A 21,491-nucleotide genomic window follows, 5' to 3' on the forward strand; every position below is an offset into this window, starting at 1 on the left:
AGAAAGAATGTGACTGCAAAACAAGCGATGAATCGCCCAGAAAAACAAATGCGCGAATGGGTATCAAGCGTAATCGTAAAATACAATTTCTGCCCCTTTGCCCGTAAAGAAGTTGAAAGCAATTGCATTCATTATCAAATCAGTCAGTCTATTACACTTGATGATGCAGTAATGGATATGCTTGAGCAGTGTAGCGAGTTAGATCAGCAAGCACAGCGCGAAACAACCCTTTTGATGTTTGAACAAGGCTTTAAGGACTTTGAAGAGTTCTTAGATTTAGTCGATTTAGCCAATGCGCTTTTAGCTGCGCAAGGTTATGAAGGTAAATATCAAATAGCCAACTTTCACCCTGACTATGTCTTTGCTGACAGTGATGACAGCGATGCTGCAAATTATACCAACCGTGCACCTTACCCGACACTGCATTTGATTCGTGAAGCCAGTATGAGCGAAGCGTTAGATAACTACAATGAACCAGAGTCTATTCCGGAGCACAATATTAAACTTGCAAGGCGCAAAGGCATCGACTTTTGGCAGCAATTGTTACAAAACTGCATCGATAAACGCTAATGTTTACCAATCGTGTAAATGTAAAAAAGCCAGCAGTGCTGGCTTTTTCTGTTTTGTACTGATTCGTTTAATAAAGTGAGTTATTTTTTTACCCACTGACCGTTCACTTCAATGTAGTGACCCGGCTTAGTTTTCTCGATAGTTTTAGCGGCTGCAAGTGCTTCAACTTGCGCTAAAGAGAGGTTGTTCTTTTTCGCCAGTTTTAAATATTGCTCTTTGCGCTTTGCATTTATTTCTTCAACCACCGCTTTTGCTTCACTGTTATTAACCACTAAACCTAAATAGCCTGAGCTGTTTTCACCCACTAGCCCTTGGCTCTTTGCATCATCAAGGCTGATAGCCCATACAGAGAAAGATAAACAAACAGCACTGATCATGGTGATCACATTTAGTTTTTTAAGTTGTAATTTACGCATGTTTGCTCCTTAGAATAATTCACTATCATCACTGAATAAGGTATCAAGTTCTTTATCCACTTTTACGCGGATCTCATGATCAACTTTTACATTTAAGTTGATTGTAATCGGCTCTTTTGCTGCCACCTCTACACGGTGAGTACAGGCACTCAGCATGCCTACAGCCGTCAGCATTACTAACCACTTAGCCATCATTGCTTCCTTTTTTTGCATACTCTTTCTCAACTCTTTGAGTAATTTCATCACTTAAACGCAGTGCCCTAAGTAAAGTAAATACATTCTCTTCATGATTATAATTAAAGTTCACCGCTTGTTGCTGCGCTTCATTATAACCCTCTAAATTGACACCTAAATGTAACCAACCATCTGGTTTGAGATTAACACTACTACGTAGTTTTTTAATATCTAAATTTTCAAGTAAACTCAGCGTTGTGCTCAGTTTCCTGCTGCTGTGCCTTTACAGCTTCAAAACCTGCATTATTGGTGATCAGTAATTTACCGTCACCTTGATTAACCAGCTGCCCTTGCTTTACTTCTACCCCCTGCTTGCTTATTACAACAGGTAAGGTGCCCGCTAAGCGGCCACTTAAACTAATTCCAGACTCAGCATCAAGGGTGATCAGTTTGCTGGCATCAATATTTTCAAACTTAACAGTCGCGGTTTGGTTATCACTCAGTGGACAGTAGCTATTCACCACAAATTCCCCCCCCATAACCTGACCGGTTAGATTAGCTGCGCAAGGCTGGTTAGCCGTTACCTGCAACTGACCCTGTATATTTTTCACCACTGCACCTGCACGCAGTTCATTAAGTGTAAATTTAGTCGCTGCAATATTAAGCTGCCCTGAATTAAACTTCCCGTTTAGATCCACAGCAAAATCGTTCGCGAGGTAATCGTTGTAAAGCGCACTGAATTTATCTATGTGCAAACTACCCTGTGCTTGTTGAAGATTTACATCACCTTTAATAATGCCCGAAACAACCCCATCAGTGACAGTAGCAAGGGGCTCAAACTGATAAATTATAGGGTTAAGCTTAGCAATTGTCTGCTCTGGTATCACGAGTTCAAATGGGTGCGCAACCTCAGACATATGGTGGCTAATTAGCACTTCAAAGCCATCTGCAAACACATGATGCGTTGCCTGTAAGGCGCGACTTTGTAGTGCCTTTGTAACGACGGACAACTTATTTAAGGTAAGCTCCGGAGTTGTTAATTTGGCGGCAGAGGTTTTGGCATCAATATCAGCAAATAACTCCCCTGCACTTAGGTCTGTTCTGAGAGTTAGCTCATTACTGATTTTTGCTGCGTTAATATCATTATAATTTAATGATTTAACCTTGCTGTTAGCTTTAACAATTAAGTGCTGCTGGGCATTATGCTCAGCGTCAATAGTGCTAGTAAAGTCAGCTATCGTTGCATCCGATATAAGCGCGTTTTTAACACTTACATTTGCATTCAGTTGAGCAACTATTGGACTCGCAAATAACTCATCAATGTTTAGCTTTCCTTTAGCCTGAATCCCGTCAGCCTGTAAATCTAAAAATGCTGGTAATGAATTCAATGACAGCTGAAAACCTGATTTAACAGTTCCATCATTTAAATGAGCATCAAGCTTAAATTCACTTATATCTTCACTATTAAAATGAATGCCAACTTGGCTTTTAAGTGATGTGAGCGGGTTCTGTAAAGAAAGTGACGTATTACTTACTTTTATCTCGCTTTGCCCCTCATTTGCTTGCAGCTTAACTATAGGGACTGATAGCAACTCACCATCAACACTTAACGGTTCTGCAATTTGCAACTGCCAAGCAAGCGGCAGCTGCGCTCTAATAAATGATTGGTACTGTTGGTTTGCTATAGAGATAAAACAATCTTGGTGTGCACTAAATTGATTCCGTAAAGCTGATAAATCCGCGTTTAGATGCTGTTGATTTAGTTGGTACTTTGCACTCAGGCTCCCTTCAGTAGCAAAACTTAAGTCACATTGCTCTAAAGCGTGCTGATAATTTACATTTACCATGCTTTTAATAGCAACCGTAATACCATCAAAATTAACCTGTGACTGAGTAGTAAAATGGCTGTTTTTGGGCAGTTTCATGAATCGTTCAAGCACTTTCTCATCAAGGGTGAGATTGGCTTTCACTTCATAATTTGATATTTCAACGTCTGCACTGATATCACGTGAAATCGTAAAATGATTTAAGCGTTTTTCCCGTATCGCCAACCTAACAGGATTGTCGGTAAACGGTGAGACTACATCAAGCTGCTGAATGCTAATTAGCGGTCTTTGCTCTGGTAATACTAAAGCGAGCTTTTTGAATTCTGTTTGTGAAGAGTCAGATTGTTTACTTACCTGATTGCTAAGAGTGAGATTAGCGCGAGAAACTGTTACCTGCTGCTTATTAGCAATAATACCAGCCAACTCAATTTGCTGTCCTTGGTAGGTTAAACATAATTTCTCGATATTTAAATCAAGCTTGCTGGTTAATGACCAATCAATACAATGAAGCGCAACGCCATTTTTACTGAGCATAGGTGTTAAGTACCACGATGTCAGTGGCAATCTGAACAGATACGCCAAAAGCACCATGCTTAGCACGATACCTAGCAACCCTACGCTTATCCGTTTAAAACTCAAAAAACTCTCCTTGCTTCTCGCTTCTCGCTTCTCGCTTCTCGCTTCTCGCTTCTCAGATCATTATAAACAAAAAGGCCACACATGATAGTGCAGCCTTTTTAGTTTAAACGGTTTGTATGAACCTAGCTTGTATAGCTAGGCACATAGCTAACTTCTAGCCAACGTTTTTGCGTGCGTTGCGGAACATACGCATCCACGGGCTATCTTCACGCCATTCATCTGGGTGCCATGAGTTAGCAACCGTACGGAATACACGCTCTGGGTGCGGCATCATAACCGTTGCACGACCATCTGTAGAAGTAATACCTGTGATACCCTCTGGTGAACCGTTCGGGTTAGCTGGGTATTGCGTAGTTGGGTTACCGTAGTTATCAACAAACTTCACTGCCACAGTACCTGACTCAAGCGCTGCTTTAACTGCATCAGCGTTTGCGAACTCAGCATGGCCTTCACCGTGAGAAACAGCGATAGGCATACGTGAACCTGCCATACCATTAAAGAATACTGATGGGTTTTCTTGCACTTCTACAAGGCTAAAGCGAGCTTCAAAGCGCTCTGACTTATTCGTCACGAAACGTGGCCAGTGCTCAGTACCAGGGATCAATTCTTTCAATGTTGAAAGCATTTGACAGCCATTACACACACCTAAGCTGAATGTATCTTCGCGGTGGAAGAAGCTTTGGAACTGCTCACGAGCCATCTCATTAAATAAGATTGACTTAGCCCAGCCTTCACCTGCACCTAGTACGTCACCGTAAGAGAAGCCACCACATGCCACTAAGCCTTTAAATTGCTCAAGTGTTAAACGACCTTCAAGGATATCGCTCATGTGAACGTCAACCGCAGCAAAGCCTGCACGATTAAATGCAGCAGCCATTTCTAAGTGAGAGTTAACACCTTGCTCACGAAGTATCGCCATTTTCGGCTTCGCACCTGTAGCAATGTAAGGCGCTGCAACATCTTCGTTTAGGTCAAAGTTTAGTTTTACGTTAAGACCTGGGTCTTTTGCATCAAACTTAGCATCAAACTCTTGCTTAGCACATTCTGGGTTGTCACGACGTGCTTGCATTTGGTAAGTTGTTTCAGCCCAAATAGTACGAAGCTCAGTACGCGTGTGGTTAAGTACTACATCATCACCACGAGTGAATACCACGCGGTCATCAGCGTTTAATGTACCAATTTCATGACTGATAGCAGCTAGACCGTGGTCGGCAAGAACCGCTTTAACTGCGTCTAAATCGTCATTAGCTACTTGAATCACTGCACCTAACTCTTCATTATAAAGCGCTTCGATGTCTGAACCTGTTAAGCCTGCAAGGTCAACAGTTACACCCGTGTGGCCAGCAAATGCCATTTCAGCAACCGTAGTGAATAAGCCACCGTCTGAACGGTCATGGTAAGCAAGTAACTTATTATCCGCTACAAGTGCTTGCATTGCGTCATAGAAACCTTTTAATAATGCTGGGTTATCAACATCAGGTGTCACATCACCTAGTTGCTTATAAACCTGTGCAAGGCTTGATGCACCCATACGGTTTTGACCAGCACCTAAATCAACTAATAATAATGATGAGTCACCTTTATCAGTGCGTAGTTGTGGGGTTACTGTTTTACGAACATCTTCAACACGACCAAATGCAGTGATGATCAGCGATAATGGTGCAGTAACAGATTTTTGTTCACCGTCTTCATCCCATTGAGTTTTCATAGACATTGAGTCTTTACCCACAGGGATTGTTAAACCAAGTGCAGGACAAAGCTCTTCACCTACAGCTTTAACTGCTTCATAAAGACCCGCATCTTCGCCAGGGTGACCAGCTGCAGCCATCCAGTTTGCAGATAGCTTGATATTTTCAAGGCCACCGATGTTAGCACAAGCGATGTTAGTTAGAGACTCAGCCACAGCTAAGCGAGCAGAGGCACCGTAGTTTAAAAGTGCAGCTGGTGTACGTTCACCTAATGACATTGCTTCACCGTGGTAAGTATCAAACGCAGCAGCGGTTACCGCACAGTTTGCTACTGGCACCTGCCAAGGACCTACCATTTGGTCACGAGCAACTAAACCCGTTACCGTACGGTCACCAATAGTGATTAAGAATGTTTTCTCAGCAATCGTTGGTAAGCGTAATAAACGCTGTGCAGCATCAGCAGCATCAATGTGAGCAATGTCTAATGGTTGCGATTGTGCTTTTTTCGATTCAACTTCGCGGTGCATTTTTGGTGCTTTACCAAGTAATACATCAAGCGGAAGATCTACTGGACTGTTACCGAAGTGGCTATCTTCAACCGTTAAGTGACGCTCTTCTGTTGCTTCACCAATAACAGCGTATTCTGCACGCTCACGTTTACAGATTGCTTCAAAGCGCGCGAAGTCTTCTGCCGCAACTGCTAATACGTAACGCTCTTGAGATTCGTTACACCAAATTTCGTGTGGTGCCATACCCGGCTCATCGTTTGGAATGTCACGAAGTTGGAATTTACCACCACGACCACCGTCGTCTACAAGCTCAGGGAATGCGTTTGAAAGACCACCTGCACCCACATCGTGGATGAAAGCGATTGGGTTTGCATCACCTAGCTGCCAACATTTGTCGATAACTTCCTGACAACGACGTTCCATTTCTGGGTTTTCACGCTGTACCGATGCAAAGTCTAAATCTTCGTTTGATTGACCAGATGTCATACTAGACGCAGCACCACCACCAAGACCGATGTTCATTGCCGGACCACCTAGTGCAATTAGCTTAGCACCTACAGGGATTTCACCTTTTTGAACATGTTCAGAACGAATGTTACCTAAACCACCTGCAAGCATGATTGGCTTGTGGTAACCACGTACTTCTTCACCGTTATGGCTTGATACTTTCTCTTCGTATGTACGGAAGTAACCAAGTAAGTTAGGGCGACCAAACTCGTTATTGAATGCCGCACCACCTAATGGACCTTCTGTCATAATATCAAGTGCATTAACGATACGACCAGGCTTACCGAAGTCAGTTTCCCAAGGTTGCTCGTAGCCAGGAATACGTAGGTTAGATACCGTGAAACCAACTAAACCAGCTTTAGGCTTAGAACCACGGCCTGTAGCACCTTCATCACGAATTTCACCACCAGACCCAGTCGATGCACCTGAGAATGGCGCAATCGCAGTTGGGTGGTTATGAGTTTCAACTTTCATCAAGATTTCGATGTTTTCTTGATGGTACGCGTACTCACCCTCAAGATTAGGGAAGAAACGACCCGCTACCGAACCTTTCATTACCGCTGCGTTATCTTTATATGCCGATAACACGTTTTCAGGGTTCTGCTCGTAAGTATTTTTGATCATTTTGAACAAAGATTTTGGCTGCTCGATGCCATCAATTGTCCAATCAGCGTTAAAGATTTTGTGACGACAATGCTCAGAGTTTGCTTGTGCAAACATGAATAATTCGATGTCGTTCGGGTTACGCCCTAACTTTTGGAAGTTTTCTACTAAGTAATCGATTTCGTCATCTGCAAGCGCAAAACCTTGCTCAACGTTTGCTTTAGCAAGTGCTTCACGGCCACCACCTAAAATGTCAACTGATGACATTGGACGCGGGTCATCGTGGCGGAATAATTTAGCTGCATCAGCCATATCTGCGTGAGTTGCTTCAGTCATACGGTCATGTAACAACGCTGCAACTTCAGCTGTTTGATCAGCTGATAGATTACCTTCAACGTAGTATGCAATACCACGCTCAACACGGTGAACTTGGCTTAAGCCACAGTTATGTGCGATGTCAGTTGCTTTTGATGCCCAAGGCGAGATAGTACCTGGACGCGGCGTTACAAGAATTAACGTGCCTGCTGGCGTGTGCTCAGCAATCGTTGGACCATAAGTAAGCAGTTTTTCCAGCTTTGTTTGCTCATCAGCTGAAAGTTCAGCAGTGAGATCTGCAAAATGCATGAACTCAGCATAAACGTCAGTAACTGGAAGTTGTGCCTGTTGGCAACGCGCTAAAATTTTCTGAACTCTAAAATCGGAAAGTGCTGGTGCACCACGAAGGATCAACATAGGTATTTTCATCCGGGGTTAGGGATTGAACGATATTTTAGGCGCATATTATAGTGCAAATAACGTCTAGATTTAACTCAAAATTACGCTTTTATTTAAATAATCTCGATAACCGCTATTATAGTCACATCAATTAACTATCTTAGTACTCATTATTTTTCTGCAGGTTCTTGTTCTGTATGACTTATCTACCTTCCCCCTGTTACGATTATTAATTTTTAAATAGATATATAAAACTATTCGCCAAGTGACGTGGCTTTGAAGTTTTGTTATAACGGTAACGTAATGGTTTAAGGGGCATTTATAATCTATGCAAAAGTTACTCGCTATTTTTAGTTTAGTGCTCATGTTATGTGCGTGCGATATGCAACAGCAACCCTCGCAACTCGCTCATATCAAGGCACAGAACAAAATTAGAGTCGGCACTTTAGCTGGTGCGAGTAATTACTATCAAGCACCGCAAGGTGTGCAAGGCTTTGAATATGAACTCGCTCAAGAGTTTGCTGACTATGTTGGTGTTGAGCTTGAAATGGTGCCCTTTTTTAATCTATCCGATATGTTCGCACGCTTAGAAAGTGGCGATTTAGATATAATAGCTTCAGGTCTTACATATAATACGATTCGAGCTGAACATTATCGCTTCGGCCCGACCTATCGCACAATTAGCCAAAAGCTGGTCTATAAACAAGGCCGTACTCGTCCTCGTGAGTTTTCAGATTTAACCGGTAACCTAACTGTTCTAGCAAAAAGCAGCCATTCGTTGGCGCTACAACAATTAAAACAGCTGAATCCAGAGCTCAGCTGGAACGAAACAGAAGACATGGATGAAGAAGAGCTTCTGCAAGCTGTTATCGACGGTGAAATTGATTATACCCTAGCTGATTCACACACCTTGTCGTTGTTTCGCCGCTACCACCCAAATTTAAGCATAGGTTTCTCGGTTACGCGTAATGACCCTATCGCTTGGCTACTAAGAAAAGATGGTGACGATTCTTTATATGCCTTGATGGTGCCATTTTTTGGTGACGTAAAACAAAGCAACCAGCTTTATGTTCTAGAAGAAAAATACTTCGGCCATGTTCGCCAGTTTAATTATGTGAACACCCTAGCTTATATCGAAGCAATAAAAGAGACCTTACCTAAATACCAACCTTGGTTTGAGCAATACGCTGGCAACATAGATTGGCGATTACTGGCAGCCTTGAGTTATCAAGAATCAATGTGGAACCCAAGAGCTAAGTCACCAACGGGTGTGCGTGGTATTATGATGCTCACTCAAGCAACTGCAAAACAGGTCGGCGTAACTAATCGATTAGAACCAGAGCAAAATATTAAAGGCGGTGCAGAGTACCTTGCCAAAGTGATCTCTTGGATCCCTGAACGCATCCCACAGCCTGACAGAACTTGGTTTGCCTTAGCCTCTTACAATGTTGGCTGGGGACACGTAAACGACGCTCGTATCATCACTGAGCAAGAAGGTGCAAGCCCTGACAAATGGGCTGATGTTAAAAAGCGCTTACCTCTTTTAATTAAAAAGCGTTACTATCGTAAAACCAAATATGGTTATGCGCGGGGCGATGTCGCTGTGCAATATGTTGATAATATTCGTCGTTATTACGATGCGTTAGTTTGGCTTGACGAAAATGATGCTATTGCTAATCCCGAGAGCGAGCAACAAACAGCTGAAGAAGCAAAACCTGCAACAGAGGCAAGCGAAATAAAACCAAGCGACAACACTCAACAAACTAACTCAGAGCAGCAGAAGTCAGAAAACAACTAACTTCAAGCACCGAAATCTGTTTACTTGTCATCAAATGATCATTATCTTCCTGTAGAGATCAATATAATGCTTTACTCTCACTTAAGGAGCACACATGTTAAAAAGAAGACGCAAGACACATAAGTTCAAGCGAAATGTTATTTACTCAACGGCTACACGTCGTCGTATCATGCTACGCAATACACACAAAAAAGTTATCTGGCGTCGCCGCCTATTTGCGATGCAATTAATGGAAGCACAAGTTCCTGCAACGCCGGTTGTCTAACTAGGCGTTGCGAGCAGCCAGCTTTGCCGCCTTTTTCTCTTCTCTACGACGCTTAAAAAACTTAGAAATCACCGCTCCACACTGCTCACTCATAACATCACTAGTTACTTCAACTTGATGATTAAGCCTAGGTTCTTGTAGAAGATTCATAATTGAGCCTGCCGATCCTGTTTTTGCATCCTTAGCGCCAAATACAAGTCGCTTAATACGGCTATGAACCAAAAGGCCTGCGCACATCGAACAAGGTTCTAAAGTTACATACAGAGTGCAATCTATTAGGCGATAGTTGTTAAGTACTTTTCCTGCTTCACGGATTGCCATCATTTCTGCATGAGCTGATGGATCGTTATCAATAATTGAGCGGTTATAGCCATAAGAGATCTGTTGATTGTCTTTTACGAGTACTGCACCAACTGGAATCTCATTAATCGCAGCCGCTTCATTGGCGTAGCTCAATGCTTTCTCCATCCAATACTCGTCGCTAAATTGTTCGCTCATATATCACACAAATCTTGTAAAACTGTGAGTAATTATACCTAGTTAGTGAAAAATGTCGGCAATAAATGCTGCTACAATTAAAAATTAACGCAAAATTTAGTGGCTTTTTCATGGCTCAATGGACCCATATTGCGCTATAATCTCGCGCTTTTTTTATTTAGCTTACAACACGGGTAGCAAATGAAATTTCCTGGACGCCGCAGGCATAAACATTATTTTCCGGTGGAAGCCAAAGATCCACTGACGAATCAACTTAACTCAACCGACCGACTACAACGTAGTTATATTACGGGTATCGACCAAATTGTGGTGGATATTGAAGCGAAAGTTGATCAAGCTTTCCTAGATGAATTTCAATTGCGCCGTGGCATGTCGCAAGTGATCGAAAACGATATTACCAATGCGTTATACGACAGACTGAAACTCGATAACATGATCGATTATGAGTTTGCCGGTGGTACGGTAGGTAACACCATGCACAACTATTCAACACTTGCTGACGACCGCTCAGTGTTGTTAGGAGTAATGAGTGAAAATATCAAAATCGGCAGCTATGCATACCGTTTTTTATGTAACACCTCTAGCCGCGTTGATCTTGACTATCTTCAGCCTGTAGATGGCCCAATTGGTCGCTGTTTTACCTTAATTGACGAGACAGGTGAACGCACCTTCGCAATTAGTGCAGGGCTTATGAATCACCTTCGCCCTGAATCAATCGATCAAGCTCTTATTGAAAATTCATCAGCATTAGTGATCAGCGCATATCTGATGCGTACTCAAGGTGATGAAACCATGACAGAAGCCACTATGCAGGCAGTAAAATATGCCAATGATGCAGGTGTTCCTGTGGTTTTAACCCTTGGTACTAAGTTCTTAATTGAACAAGATCCAGCTTGGTGGGCTGATTTTGTTAAAGAACATGTTGATATTCTTGCTATGAACGAAGAAGAAGGTCTTGCTATTACAGGTTTTGAGGATCCGCTTCTGGCTGCCGACAAAGCGCTAGACTGGACTGATTTAGTTATTTGTACTGCCGGCGAAAAAGGCTTATTTATGGCAGGTTACGTAGACGATTCATTCAAGCGTGAAACAGAATACCCATTATTACCAGGTGCAATTGCTGATTTTAACCGTTATGAATTTTCGCGCGCAATGCGTAAAGAGGACTGCCAAAACCCTATCCGTGCATACAGCCACACAGCACCATTTATGGGCGGCCCTGATAGTATTAAAAACACGAATGGCGCAGGCGATTGCGCTCTTGCTGCGGTCCTACATGACTTATCAGCCAATGTTTACCACAAACTAAATGTGGCAAACTCAGCGAAACATCAACAACCTGCAATAACTTACTCATCACTTGCACAAATCAGTAAATACGCTAACCGTGCGAGTTATGAAGTACTGGTTCAGCACTCACCACGTTTATCTCGTGGCTTACCAGAACGTGAAGATTGTTTAGAGCAAGTTTACTGGGATCAGTAACCGCAACTAAAAAATAGAAATATCCAGTTTCTGGGATAAACGCTCAAGAGCCGCTATCCCAGCAACTGAATTCCCATATGAGTTAAGTCTTGGCGCCCAAACAGCCACTGTAAATTGATTCGGTAACACAGCTAAAATAGTGCCCGAAACCCCAGATTTACCCGGCATACCCACACGGTAGCCAAAATCCCCCGCAGCATCGTATAAACCACTAGTAAACAGTAACGAGTTTAACTGCTTGTTTTGTCTAGCACTAAGTACTTCTTGCCCATTAGCATCTTTACCTTGGTTCGCTAAGTAGCTGTAAGCTTTTGCTAATTCTACGCAGTTCAGCTCTATGGCACAGAAGTTAAAGTAAGCCCATAAAACATCATCAACTTCATTATTAAAGTTGCCAAATGACTTCATTAGATGCGCCATCGCGGCATTGCGGTGACGAAACTCATATTCAGAATTAGCCACTTTCTTATCAATAACAACCTGAGCATTACCTGATAACTGGCGAAATGATTCAAGCATAGAGTGCATCGGTGCAGATAAACGACTGTATAAAGCGTCACAGGTGACAATAGCACCGGCGTTAATAAATGGGTTGCGTGGTATGCCCTGCTCAAACTCAAGCTGTGTGAGTGAGTTAAAAGCAGTGCCTGAAGGTTCTTTTCCGACTCGCTGCCATAATTCATCGCCATAACGCTGAAGCGCTAAGGTTAAGGTCATTACTTTTGAGACAGATTGAATCGTGAAACGCGCACTGCAGTCACCAGCGCAATAAGTTTGCCCATCCACGGTATGAATTGCAATTGCGAATTGGTTTGGTTCAACCTCTGCTAGCGCAGGAATATAATCAGCAACCTTACCTTGGCTCAGTAATGGCTGAACTTCTTTTGTTATTTCATCTAATACGTGTTGATAATCAATCTGTGACATACCGCGTCCTTTAAAACAAAAAGCCCCGCATTTGCGAGGCTTTGTAGTCTACTAAAGATGGTTTGCTATAGCGATTGCTATTAGCTCATAGCTGATTGCAGTTTTTTCATCGCTGTTTTTTCTAGCTGGCGAACACGCTCTGCTGAAACATTGTATTTCTCAGCAAGTTCTTGCAGTGTTGCTTTATCTTCAGCTAACCAACGCGCACTTACGATGTCTTGTGAACGCTCATCAAGCGTTTTTAACGCACTGAATAAGCGTGCATGAGACTGTTCTTGCCATTGCTGCTCTTCGATATCATCAGCAAGATCTGCACTGCCATCAGTTAAATATTGTACTGGCGAGTATGTGCTTGTCGGTGCGTCGTCATTGTCATCGCCCGTTAAGTCAAAGCCCATATCTTGGCCACTCATACGTGATTCCATCTCACGTACTTCTTTTTCACTTACACCTAGCTCATTAGCAACTGTGCTAACTTCAGCTTGGTTAAACCAACCTAAACGCTTTTTATTTTTACGTAGGTTGAAGAATAATTTACGTTGCGCTTTTGTTGTAGCAACTTTCACGATACGCCAGTTTTTCAGTACGTACTCATGAATTTCGGCTTTGATCCAATGTACTGCGAATGAGACTAAGCGGACACCTACACTTGGGTCGAAACGTTTTACCGCTTTCATCAGACCTATGTTACCTTCCTGAATTAAATCAGCTTGCGGTAAGCCATAACCTGAATAGCTTTTCGCAATATGAGCAACAAAGCGCAGGTGCGACATAATGAGTTGCTTCGCAGCTTCAAGATCACCTTCTTCCTGAAGACGAGTCGCCAACTGCTTTTCTTTCTCTGCATCAAGCATAGGAATAGTGCTAACCGCTTGAAGGTAGCCGTCCATACTTGCGCTCTGTTGACCTGCAGTAAGTGCCATTGCGTATAAATCTTTACTCATTTTTCACCTCAGTGATAAACATTTGAAACCATCTTAGCACTCTTTAAGCGAGAGTGCTAACTTCAATTAAAAACTTTTTTAAAGTTCAAATCAAGTGGTTTTTGTATCTATTTTTAGTCTACGCTAACACGCTGAATAAGCGATGAATTCTAGCTTGGAGTGATATTTTTAAAAATTTACGCGAATACTATTTATCGCTAAAAACGAAGTGTAACAACGAATTGTTACACTTTATCGGGTTCAATTTCTTTTATGTAGCGGTTAACTGATAGGTAAGAACCAACAAATCCTAACCCTGTTGCAAGGGCAACCAAAATGCCAAACTCTTTCAGTGTTAAGCCAATTAAGTCAAAGTTGGTTTCATATACGCCAGCAACATCACTCACCGCAGCGCCAAGCCACCACATCATTAAAGCAACGCAAATAAAAGAGAACAAACCACCAATAATGCCGTACCAAATACCCGTCCATAAAAATGGCGCATGAATAAAGGTATTTGTCGCCCCTACTAACTTCATCACTTGAATTTCATCTTTCTTATCCATGATCGATAAACGGATCGTATTACCAATGATCAGGGTAACGGAGGTTAATAATAGTAGAGCGATGGTAATCACGCTTTCTTTTAATAAACTTAAAAGTGCGTTTAAGCGTTCAAGCCAAGCAATATCGAGCTTACCAAAGTCAACTTCTCTTTCGGCTTCCAGCTTTTGTAATAATTGCTTTGCCGTATTAGGCTGACGGTATCGTGCTGTGGGTGTGACAATAACAACATCAGGTAACGGGTTAGCATCTAAATACTCAAGTGCTTGACCAAATCCTGATACTTGTTTGAATTCAGTGAGGGCATCGCCTTTTGATATAAACTCCACTTTATCTACTTCAGGGTAGAGTGCTAAACGCTTAACTAAAGTCTGCGTTTGTTGTTCAGTCATGGTTTCTTTTACGAACAACGAAATCTCTGCAGCATCTTCAAAGCCACTGCTTACTTGAGAGACATTTTTAACTACTAAATAAAGTGTCGCAGGGAGCGTTAAGCTTAAACCTAATACCGCAATGGTCATCAATGAAGCAAGAGGCGTTCGCCACATTTCACCTAGGCTGTGCACTCCTTGACGAATAAGGTTAATAAAGAAGAAATAAGGCGCAGCTAAAAATGACTTTTTCTGACGTTCGTTTTGGCTATTACGACTTTTAAATAATAAACTCATAGCGTCCCCTCAGCTAAAGGGTCCTCAATCATGCGACCATCTTTCAGCGTTAGACTGCGATAACGCATACGCGCAATTAAGCCGATATCGTGAGTTGCAATGAGCACAGTTGTACCATGATTATTAAAGTCTTCAAATAAACGTAATATGTCCATTGAAAGCTCAGGATCTAAGTTACCTGTTGGCTCATCGGCTAGTAAAATAGGTGGTGAATTTACGATAGCTCGGGCAATACCAACCCGCTGCTGCTCACCACCCGATAACGTTGCAGGATTACACTTTGCTTTATCAAGTAACCCAACTTTATCAAGCGCACCATGAACACGCTTAGCTATTTGCTTATGGTGTGTACCTTCTATGATTAAAGGCAAAGCAACATTATCAAACACTGAGTAACGTTCTAGCAAACGATGATTCTGGAAGATGATACCTATATCGCGACGAACATAAGGGATCTGACGGGATTTAACTGCATTTAAATCAACACCATTAATAAGCACCTGCCCCGCTGATGGACGCTCCATCAAGCTAATGAGCTTTAATAATGTACTTTTACCTGCACCACTATGCCCTGTTAAAAAGGCCAATTCGCCAGGTTTAATATGAAAGCTGACTTTTTCAAGGGCACGATGGCCACCTGGATATGTTTTACTGACTTGCTGAAAATTTATCATTTTAGTTATCAATCATCTTGCAGCGAAAAAAGGGAGCAAGCTCCCTCTAATTAATTATGCGTCATCCTCGTCTTGGCTAAATAGCGCATCAATAAAGTCACTACTATTAAAGGTACGTAAATCATCAATACCTTCACCAACACCAATGTAACGAATTGGGATGTTAAATTTATCTGCAACGGCGAAAATCACACCGCCTTTTGCGGTACCATCTAATTTAGATAAAGTGATACCTGTTAAACCAACACATTCATTAAATAGTTTAACTTGGCTAATTGCATTTTGACCCGTACCAGCATCGATAGTTAGCATCACTTCATGCGGTGCATCTGGGTCAATTTTCTTCATTACACGAGCTATTTTCTCAAGCTCCTGCATTAAGTTGTCTTTATTTTGCAAGCGACCTGCTGTATCAGCGATTAACACATCAACATTACGCGCTTTTGCTGCCTGAAAAGCATCAAAAACTACTGAAGCACTGTCTGCACCTGTATGTTGAGCAATAACAGGTATGCTATTACGCTCTCCCCAAACTTGAAGCTGCTCAACCGCTGCAGCACGGAAAGTGTCACCTGCAGCAAGCATCACCGACTTACCTTCACTTTGGAATTGCTTAGCTAATTTACCAATTGTAGTGGTTTTACCAACACCATTTACACCCACCATTAAGATAACAAATGGTTTTTTATCACCACTTACAACCAGCGGTTGCTCCGCAGTTTTGAGCATGCTTGCCATTTCTTGCTTCATTAGCTCGTATAAAGCATCACCATCTTTTAACTGCTTACGATCCGCTGCATCTGTTAGGTTATCAATCAACTTCATAGTTGTATCAACACCTAAGTCCGCTGTCAGTAACTGTGTCTCTAGCTCTTCGAATAACTCATCGTCTATTTTCTTACCACTAAAGATAGAGGCAAATCCTGAGCCGATATTAACGCGAGTTTTTAATAAGCCCTTTTTAAGGCGCGCGAAGAAGCCTTCTTTCTTCGGTTTTTCAGCGGCTTGAGCTGCTTTTTCTTGCTCTAAACGTTCAGCTTGTGCTTTTTCTGCAGCAATGCGCTCTTGTTCTACACGTTCCGCTTCCGCCTTTTCTGCCGCAATACGTTCTTGCTCTAAACGTTCAGCTTGTGCTTTCTCTGCCGCGATGCGTTCTTGTTCTACACGTTCAGCTTCTGCTTTTTCTGCCACGATGCGTTCTTGTTCTAAGCGCTCAGCTTGTGCTTTCTCTGCCGCGATGCGTTCTTGTTCTAAGCGCTCAGCTTGTGCTTTCTCTGCCGCGATGCGTTCTTGTTCTACACGTTCAGCTTCTGCTTTCTCTGCCGCAATGCGTTCTTGCTCTAAACGCTCAGCATCGCGTCTTTCTGCAGCAATGCGTTCTTGTTCTACACGTTCAGCTTCTGCTTTTTCTGCAGCAATGCGTTCTTGCTCTAAACGCTCAGCATCGCGTCTTTCTGCAGCAATGCGTTCTTGTTCTAAGCGCTCAGCTTCTGCATTTTCTGCCGCGATACGTTCTTGTTCTAAACGCTCAGCTTCTGCATTTTCTGCCGCGATACGTTCTTGTTCTAAACGTTCAGCTTGTGCTTTCTCTGCCGCGATGCGTTCTTGCTCTAAACGCTCAGCATCGCGTCTTTCTGCAGCAATGCGTTCTTGTTCTAAACGTTCAGCTTGTGCTTTTTCTGCAGCAATGCGTTCTTGTTCTAAACGCTCAGCATCGCGCCTTTCTGCAGCAATGCGTTCTTGCTCTAAACGCTCAGCATCGCGTCTTTCTGCAGCAATGCGTTCTTGTTCTAAGCGCTCAGCTTCTGCATTTTCTGCCGCGATACGTTCTTGTTCTAAACGCTCAGCTTCTGCATTTTCTGCCGCGATACGTTCTTGTTCTAAACGTTCAGCTTGTACTTTCTCTGCCGCGATGCGTTCTTGCTCTAAACGCTCAGCATCGGCTTTTTCTGCCGCGATACGTTCTTGTTCTAAACGCTCAGCTTCTGCTTTCTCTGCGGCGATACGTTCTTGCTCTAAGCGCTCAGCATCACGTCTTTCAGCTGCAATACGCTCTTGCTCTAAACGTTCTGCTTCCGCCTTTTTGGCTGCAATAAGCTCAGCTTCGCGTTGCGCTTGTTCAGCGGCAACACGTTCTTGCTCTAATTTCATAGCCGCTTCTTGCTCTGCAAGACGGGCTTGTTGTTCTTGGCGTTGCTGCTCTGCTGCTTGTTGCTCTTGAGCTAAGCGATCCGCTTCGGCTTTTTCTGCTGCAATGCGCTCTTGCTCTAAACGCTCCGCTTCCGCCTTTTCGGCTTCAATACGCTGCTGTTCTTCTATTTGCTTCTGGTTATCAGCCTCTTTTGCTGCTTGTTCTGCTTGTTGCTTATCTGATTTGCCAAAACCAAACCAAGACAGGAATTTACTTTTTTTTGCCATACTTGCTAATAACCACTTATAAAAATCTGATAAACTTATATGAATAATAGTTTGGTGACAGTTCAGCTTTTTAGCCAAACATAAACAGGTACCATCTATCGCTAAGATCGCAATACTATCACTTTTAGCGCTGTAGAAAAATGACACGCTAGCTATTGCATACAATATTATCTGAGCTAGGGGTCAGTTACCAATAATTAGTGAATTAAATGAGAAAAAAATCAACAGCTAACCGCCAAACAAAAGCAGCGAATAATAAATCATCAAATGGCTTTATTCGTATCATTAGTGGGCAATTTCGCGGTAGAAAATTACCAGTAAAAGATGTGCAAGGCTTGCGCCCAACCACAGATCGTATAAAAGAAACGGTATTCAACTGGCTAATGCAAGATACACGTGGCGCAGCTGTACTCGATTGCTTTGCCGGTTCTGGCGGTTTAGGTTTTGAAGCTTTATCTCGCTTTGCAGAACGTGCTGTCTTTTTCGAGCTAGATAAAGGTGCCGCTAACCAATTACAAGAAAACATTAGCACGCTTAAATTGGATAATGCCGCAATAAAACAAGGTAATAGCCTTTCATTATTGGACCAAAACACGCAAAACGAGCAATTTGATCTAATTTTTGTTGACCCACCATTTCGACAAAATTTGGCTGAAAAAAGTTGTTTTTTACTCGAAAAAAATAACTGGTTAACTGCCCAAGCACTAATTTATGTTGAGGTCGAAAGCGAACTAAGCGACTTAGACATTCCAGATAACTGGATGCTTTTAAAAGAAAAAACTGCTGGGCAAGTGATTTGTCGTTTGTATCAACGCGAGACAAATTAACACTATTTTGCAAACCTAGTTTCTGTTAATATTATTCTTTACATGTGGTGTTGCTTCGGATTACAATACCGCACCATTTTTGAACCACTTGATCGTTATTCGATCAACTTGAGCAACGCTCATTATTTAGGTAGGTGAATTTTTAATGCCAGTAATTAAAGTAAGAGAGAACGAACCGTTTGACGTAGCACTTCGTCGCTTCAAGCGTTCATGTGAAAAAGCAGGTATCCTTTCAGAAGTTCGTCGTCGCGAGCACTATGAAAAACCAACAGCTGAGCGCAAGCGTAAAAAAGCTGCAGCAGTAAAGCGTCACATGAAGAAGCTTTCTCGCGATAACGCACGTCGCGTTAAATTATACTAATCAGTATTTGGTCTTGTATAAATGAGCCTTTTATTAACGCTAAAAGATGCGCAAAAAGATGCGATGAAGGCAAAAGACAAAGAACGTCTTAAGCCTATCCGCATGGTACTTGCTGCAATCAAGCAACGTGAAATTGACGAGCAAATTACGCTTGACGACGACGGTATTACCGCTGTTTTAGTAAAGCTTGTTAAGCAACGTCGCGATTCTTACACCCAGTACATTGATGCGGGTCGTGAAGATTTAGCTGAAATTGAAGCCAGTGAGATTAAAGCACTTGAAGAATTCTTACCTCAACAATTGAGTGAAGAAGAAATCATTGCTCTTATTGACTCGGCTATAGCTGATACAAACGCAGCGGGTATGCAAGACATGGGTAAGGTAATGGGAGTTATCAAAAGCAAAGCTGAAGGTCGTGCCGATTTAGGTAAGATTTCTGGCTTAATCAAGCAACGATTAACTGCCTAACCCCCACATACAGATGTATGATTCAAGCAAACCGAGCCTAGTGCTCGGTTTCTTGCTTTTAGCCTTTCATAAACACAGTAATTGTGTTCAAATCTTATTTTAGAACGCATAGATAGTGCAGGAAAAACAACAGCTATGGCCGGAAAGATCCCTCGACAATTTATAGATGATTTACTCGCTCGCACAGATATTGTTGAGTTAATTGATTCGAGAGTTGGCCTCAAAAAAGCGGGTAAAGACTACCAAGCCTGTTGCCCTTTCCATAACGAAAAGTCACCTTCTTTTACCGTTTCTCAAGATAAACAGTTTTACCACTGCTTTGGTTGTGGTGCGAATGGCAATGCAATTTCGTTTGTTATGGAATACGACAAATTAGAGTTTGTTGATGCTATTGAAGAATTAGCAAGTATGCTCAATTTAGACGTACCTCGCGAACAAGGCACAAGCTCAGGCCCGCAACGCACCGCAGAACAAAAGCGCTCTGATTACGATTTAATGTTGCATGCTGCTCGCTTTTATCAACATCAATTAAAGCATCATGCCAACTCAAAAACGGTTATCGACTATATTAAAGGTCGTGGTTTAAGCGGTGAAACAGCGAAAAAGTTTATGATTGGTTATGCACCTAGTGAATGGGAAGCACTCTGCCAACAACTTGGCCGCAACAAAGAACAAAAAGAACAACTTGTTGAGTTAAAGCTTGCCTCTGAAAAGTCGCCTGGTCGCCAATTTGACTTCTTCCGTGACCGACTCATGTTCCCTATTCGCGATAAACGCGGTCGGGTGATTGCGTTTGGTGGCCGTGTTATGCAAGCGGATCAAGGTCCAAAATACCTCAACTCACCAGAAACGCGTATTTTCCATAAAGGCTTTGAACTTTATGGTTTATACGAAGCAAAGCAAGCACATAAAAAACTTGAACATATTTTAATTGTTGAAGGTTATATGGATGTTGTTGCTTTAGCTGAGCAAGGCATCGAGTATGCCGTTGCAGCCCTTGGCACTGCAACTACCGCAGAGCATATGCACACTTTATTTAGAACTACAGATAAAGTAGTTTGCTGCTACGATGGTGACCGTGCTGGCCGCGATGCTGCTTGGCGTGCTCTGGAGAATGCGCTTCCTTATCTTGCAGATGGCAAATCATTAAAGTTTGTGTTTTTACCAGACGGTGAAGACCCCGATTCACTGGTACAAAAAGAAGGTAAAGACGCTTTTGAAGCAAGGTTAAAGGAAGCCGATGATTTTACCAAGGTGCTGTTTAATAAGCTCAGCCAAGAGATTGACCTTACACAAGATGCAGGTAAAGCAAAGCTACTTAGTGATGCCCTGCCGTTGATTGAAAAAATTCCCAGTGATTTTTACCAAGAAAATATATTGGAACATCTTGGCCGCTTAATAGGTCGAACAAGAGAGCAATTAAATAATCGCGTTAAATCACCAAAGCAACAGCACGCTATTGAACGTAAATTTAAAATAACGCCGATGCGCCAAGCGATTGGTATTTTATTGCAACACCCAAGCTTGGCGACCAGCATAGCTTATATGCCGGAATTGGCAGAAATGAAAATAGCTGGTATTGAGCTGTTTTTGCGGATACAGCACTTAGCGCTAGAGCGTGAAGGCATAACGACAGCACAAATTTTAGAGTCATTTCGCGATACCGCCGAATATGACGCGCTGGTTAAATTAGCAACTTGGCAGCACCAAATAAATGACGATCGTTTAGAGACTGTTTTTAAAAATACTTTTAAATTTATTGAAGACCAGTGTTTAAATTATCGACTAGAGACCCTATTAATAAAAGACAAGACCCAAGGCTTAAGCAGTGAAGAAAGGCTAGAATGCCACTTACTGACGCAAGCGTTAAAAGGCAGCAACAGCTAGTCAGAATTGAATAATGCTGTTATACTGTGCTATTCACTGCGTCTAGTTAGTTTTCGTGTCGCTTAATTAATAAGCGAGCTGG

19 protein-coding genes are annotated in these 21,491 nt (G+C 42.4%); 8 read left to right on the forward strand and 11 right to left on the reverse strand.

The genetic code is table 11. From position 1 onward, the window contains the following. The first annotated feature begins 27 nt into the window (after positions 1–27). Entirely contained in the window at positions 28–570 is a 543-nt protein-coding gene (locus HYD28_15920; protein ID QLE10579.1) for a DUF1415 domain-containing protein, read from the forward strand. An 80-nt stretch (positions 571–650) separates the two neighbouring features. Here the strand turns inward: HYD28_15920 and HYD28_15925 are convergent, their stop codons facing one another. From HYD28_15925 to purL, 5 genes are all read right to left on the reverse strand, one after another. Further along, the gene (locus tag HYD28_15925; GenBank protein ID QLE10324.1) at positions 651–986 is read right to left on the reverse strand and encodes a YdbL family protein; all 336 of its coding nucleotides are present in this window, start codon (positions 984–986) and stop codon (positions 651–653) included. Positions 987–995: 9 nt separating this feature from the next. Next, positions 996–1,178 carry a YnbE family lipoprotein gene (locus HYD28_15930; protein QLE10580.1) on the reverse strand — a complete coding sequence of 61 codons (183 nt, stop codon included), beginning with the start codon at positions 1,176–1,178 and terminating at the stop codon, positions 996–998. Next, complete coding sequence (locus HYD28_15935) at positions 1,171–1,425, reverse strand: YdbH domain-containing protein (GenBank protein ID QLE10581.1); 255 nt, start codon at positions 1,423–1,425, stop codon at positions 1,171–1,173. Before HYD28_15935 ends, HYD28_15930 begins: the two co-directional genes overlap by 8 nt. Next, positions 1,400–3,625, reverse strand: coding sequence for a YdbH domain-containing protein (locus HYD28_15940; protein ID QLE10325.1), 2,226 nt, complete (start codon positions 3,623–3,625; stop codon positions 1,400–1,402). The genes HYD28_15935 and HYD28_15940 overlap by 26 nt, the downstream gene beginning before the upstream one ends. Before the next feature lie 154 nt (positions 3,626–3,779). Beyond that, a complete protein-coding gene (gene purL / locus HYD28_15945; GenBank protein ID QLE10326.1) occupies positions 3,780–7,664 on the reverse strand; it encodes a phosphoribosylformylglycinamidine synthase in 3,885 nt (1,294 codons plus the stop codon). A gap of 310 nt (positions 7,665–7,974) precedes the next feature. Between purL and mltF the strand changes: the two genes are divergently transcribed. Both mltF and HYD28_15955 read left to right on the forward strand, forming a co-directional pair. Next, positions 7,975–9,444 carry a membrane-bound lytic murein transglycosylase MltF gene (mltF, locus tag HYD28_15950; protein QLE10327.1) on the forward strand — a complete coding sequence of 490 codons (1,470 nt, stop codon included), beginning with the start codon at positions 7,975–7,977 and terminating at the stop codon, positions 9,442–9,444. Between the two features lie 94 nt (positions 9,445–9,538). Further along, positions 9,539–9,709 (forward strand): hypothetical protein, encoded by a 171-nt coding sequence (locus tag HYD28_15955; GenBank protein ID QLE10328.1) that lies wholly within the window; start codon positions 9,539–9,541, stop codon positions 9,707–9,709. On the opposite strand, the gene tadA is transcribed toward HYD28_15955, so the two are convergent. Then, positions 9,710–10,207: a tRNA adenosine(34) deaminase TadA gene (gene tadA / locus HYD28_15960; GenBank protein QLE10329.1), complete on the reverse strand. Its 498-nt coding sequence runs from the start codon at positions 10,205–10,207 to the stop codon at positions 9,710–9,712. 180 nt (positions 10,208–10,387) lie between these two features. On the opposite strand from tadA, the gene HYD28_15965 reads away from it, so the two are divergent. After that, positions 10,388–11,692, forward strand: a complete 1,305-nt coding sequence (locus HYD28_15965) for an inosine/guanosine kinase (GenBank protein ID QLE10330.1) — start codon at positions 10,388–10,390, stop codon at positions 11,690–11,692. 6 nt (positions 11,693–11,698) lie between these two features. On the opposite strand, the gene glsB is transcribed toward HYD28_15965, so the two are convergent. The 5 genes from glsB to ftsY all read right to left on the reverse strand — a co-directional run bounded on the left by glsB (position 11,699) and on the right by ftsY (position 17,866). After that, positions 11,699–12,619 (reverse strand): glutaminase B, encoded by a 921-nt coding sequence (glsB, locus tag HYD28_15970; GenBank protein QLE10331.1) that lies wholly within the window; start codon positions 12,617–12,619, stop codon positions 11,699–11,701. A gap of 80 nt (positions 12,620–12,699) precedes the next feature. Beyond that, positions 12,700–13,563 (reverse strand): RNA polymerase sigma factor RpoH, encoded by an 864-nt coding sequence (rpoH, locus tag HYD28_15975; GenBank protein ID QLE10332.1) that lies wholly within the window; start codon positions 13,561–13,563, stop codon positions 12,700–12,702. Between the two features lie 224 nt (positions 13,564–13,787). Continuing rightward, a complete protein-coding gene (ftsX, locus tag HYD28_15980) occupies positions 13,788–14,774 on the reverse strand; it encodes a cell division protein FtsX (protein ID QLE10333.1) in 987 nt (328 codons plus the stop codon). Further along, entirely contained in the window at positions 14,771–15,448 is a 678-nt protein-coding gene (ftsE, locus tag HYD28_15985) for a cell division ATP-binding protein FtsE (protein ID QLE10334.1), read from the reverse strand. Before ftsE ends, ftsX begins: the two co-directional genes overlap by 4 nt. 54 nt (positions 15,449–15,502) lie before the next feature. Further along, positions 15,503–17,866, reverse strand: coding sequence for a signal recognition particle-docking protein FtsY (gene ftsY, locus HYD28_15990; GenBank protein QLE10335.1), 2,364 nt, complete (start codon positions 17,864–17,866; stop codon positions 15,503–15,505). Positions 17,867–18,075: 209 nt separating this feature from the next. Here ftsY and rsmD point away from each other — a divergent pair, with 209 nt between their 5' ends. The 4 genes from rsmD (at position 18,076) to dnaG (ending at position 21,409) form a co-directional block, all read left to right on the forward strand. Further along, positions 18,076–18,693, forward strand: a complete 618-nt coding sequence (gene rsmD / locus HYD28_15995) for a 16S rRNA (guanine(966)-N(2))-methyltransferase RsmD (GenBank protein QLE10336.1) — start codon at positions 18,076–18,078, stop codon at positions 18,691–18,693. A gap of 145 nt (positions 18,694–18,838) precedes the next feature. Beyond that, entirely contained in the window at positions 18,839–19,054 is a 216-nt protein-coding gene (gene rpsU, locus HYD28_16000; GenBank protein QLE10337.1) for a 30S ribosomal protein S21, read from the forward strand. A gap of 21 nt (positions 19,055–19,075) precedes the next feature. After that, entirely contained in the window at positions 19,076–19,522 is a 447-nt protein-coding gene (locus HYD28_16005; GenBank protein QLE10338.1) for a GatB/YqeY domain-containing protein, read from the forward strand. A 135-nt stretch (positions 19,523–19,657) separates the two neighbouring features. After that, a complete protein-coding gene (dnaG, locus tag HYD28_16010; protein QLE10339.1) occupies positions 19,658–21,409 on the forward strand; it encodes a DNA primase in 1,752 nt (583 codons plus the stop codon). Positions 21,410–21,491: the final 82 nt, after the last annotated feature.

Origin of the sequence: Pseudoalteromonas shioyasakiensis (genome assembly GCA_013391845.1) — a bacterium.
GTDB classification, from domain to species: Bacteria; Pseudomonadota; Gammaproteobacteria; order Enterobacterales; family Alteromonadaceae; genus Pseudoalteromonas; species Pseudoalteromonas apostichopi.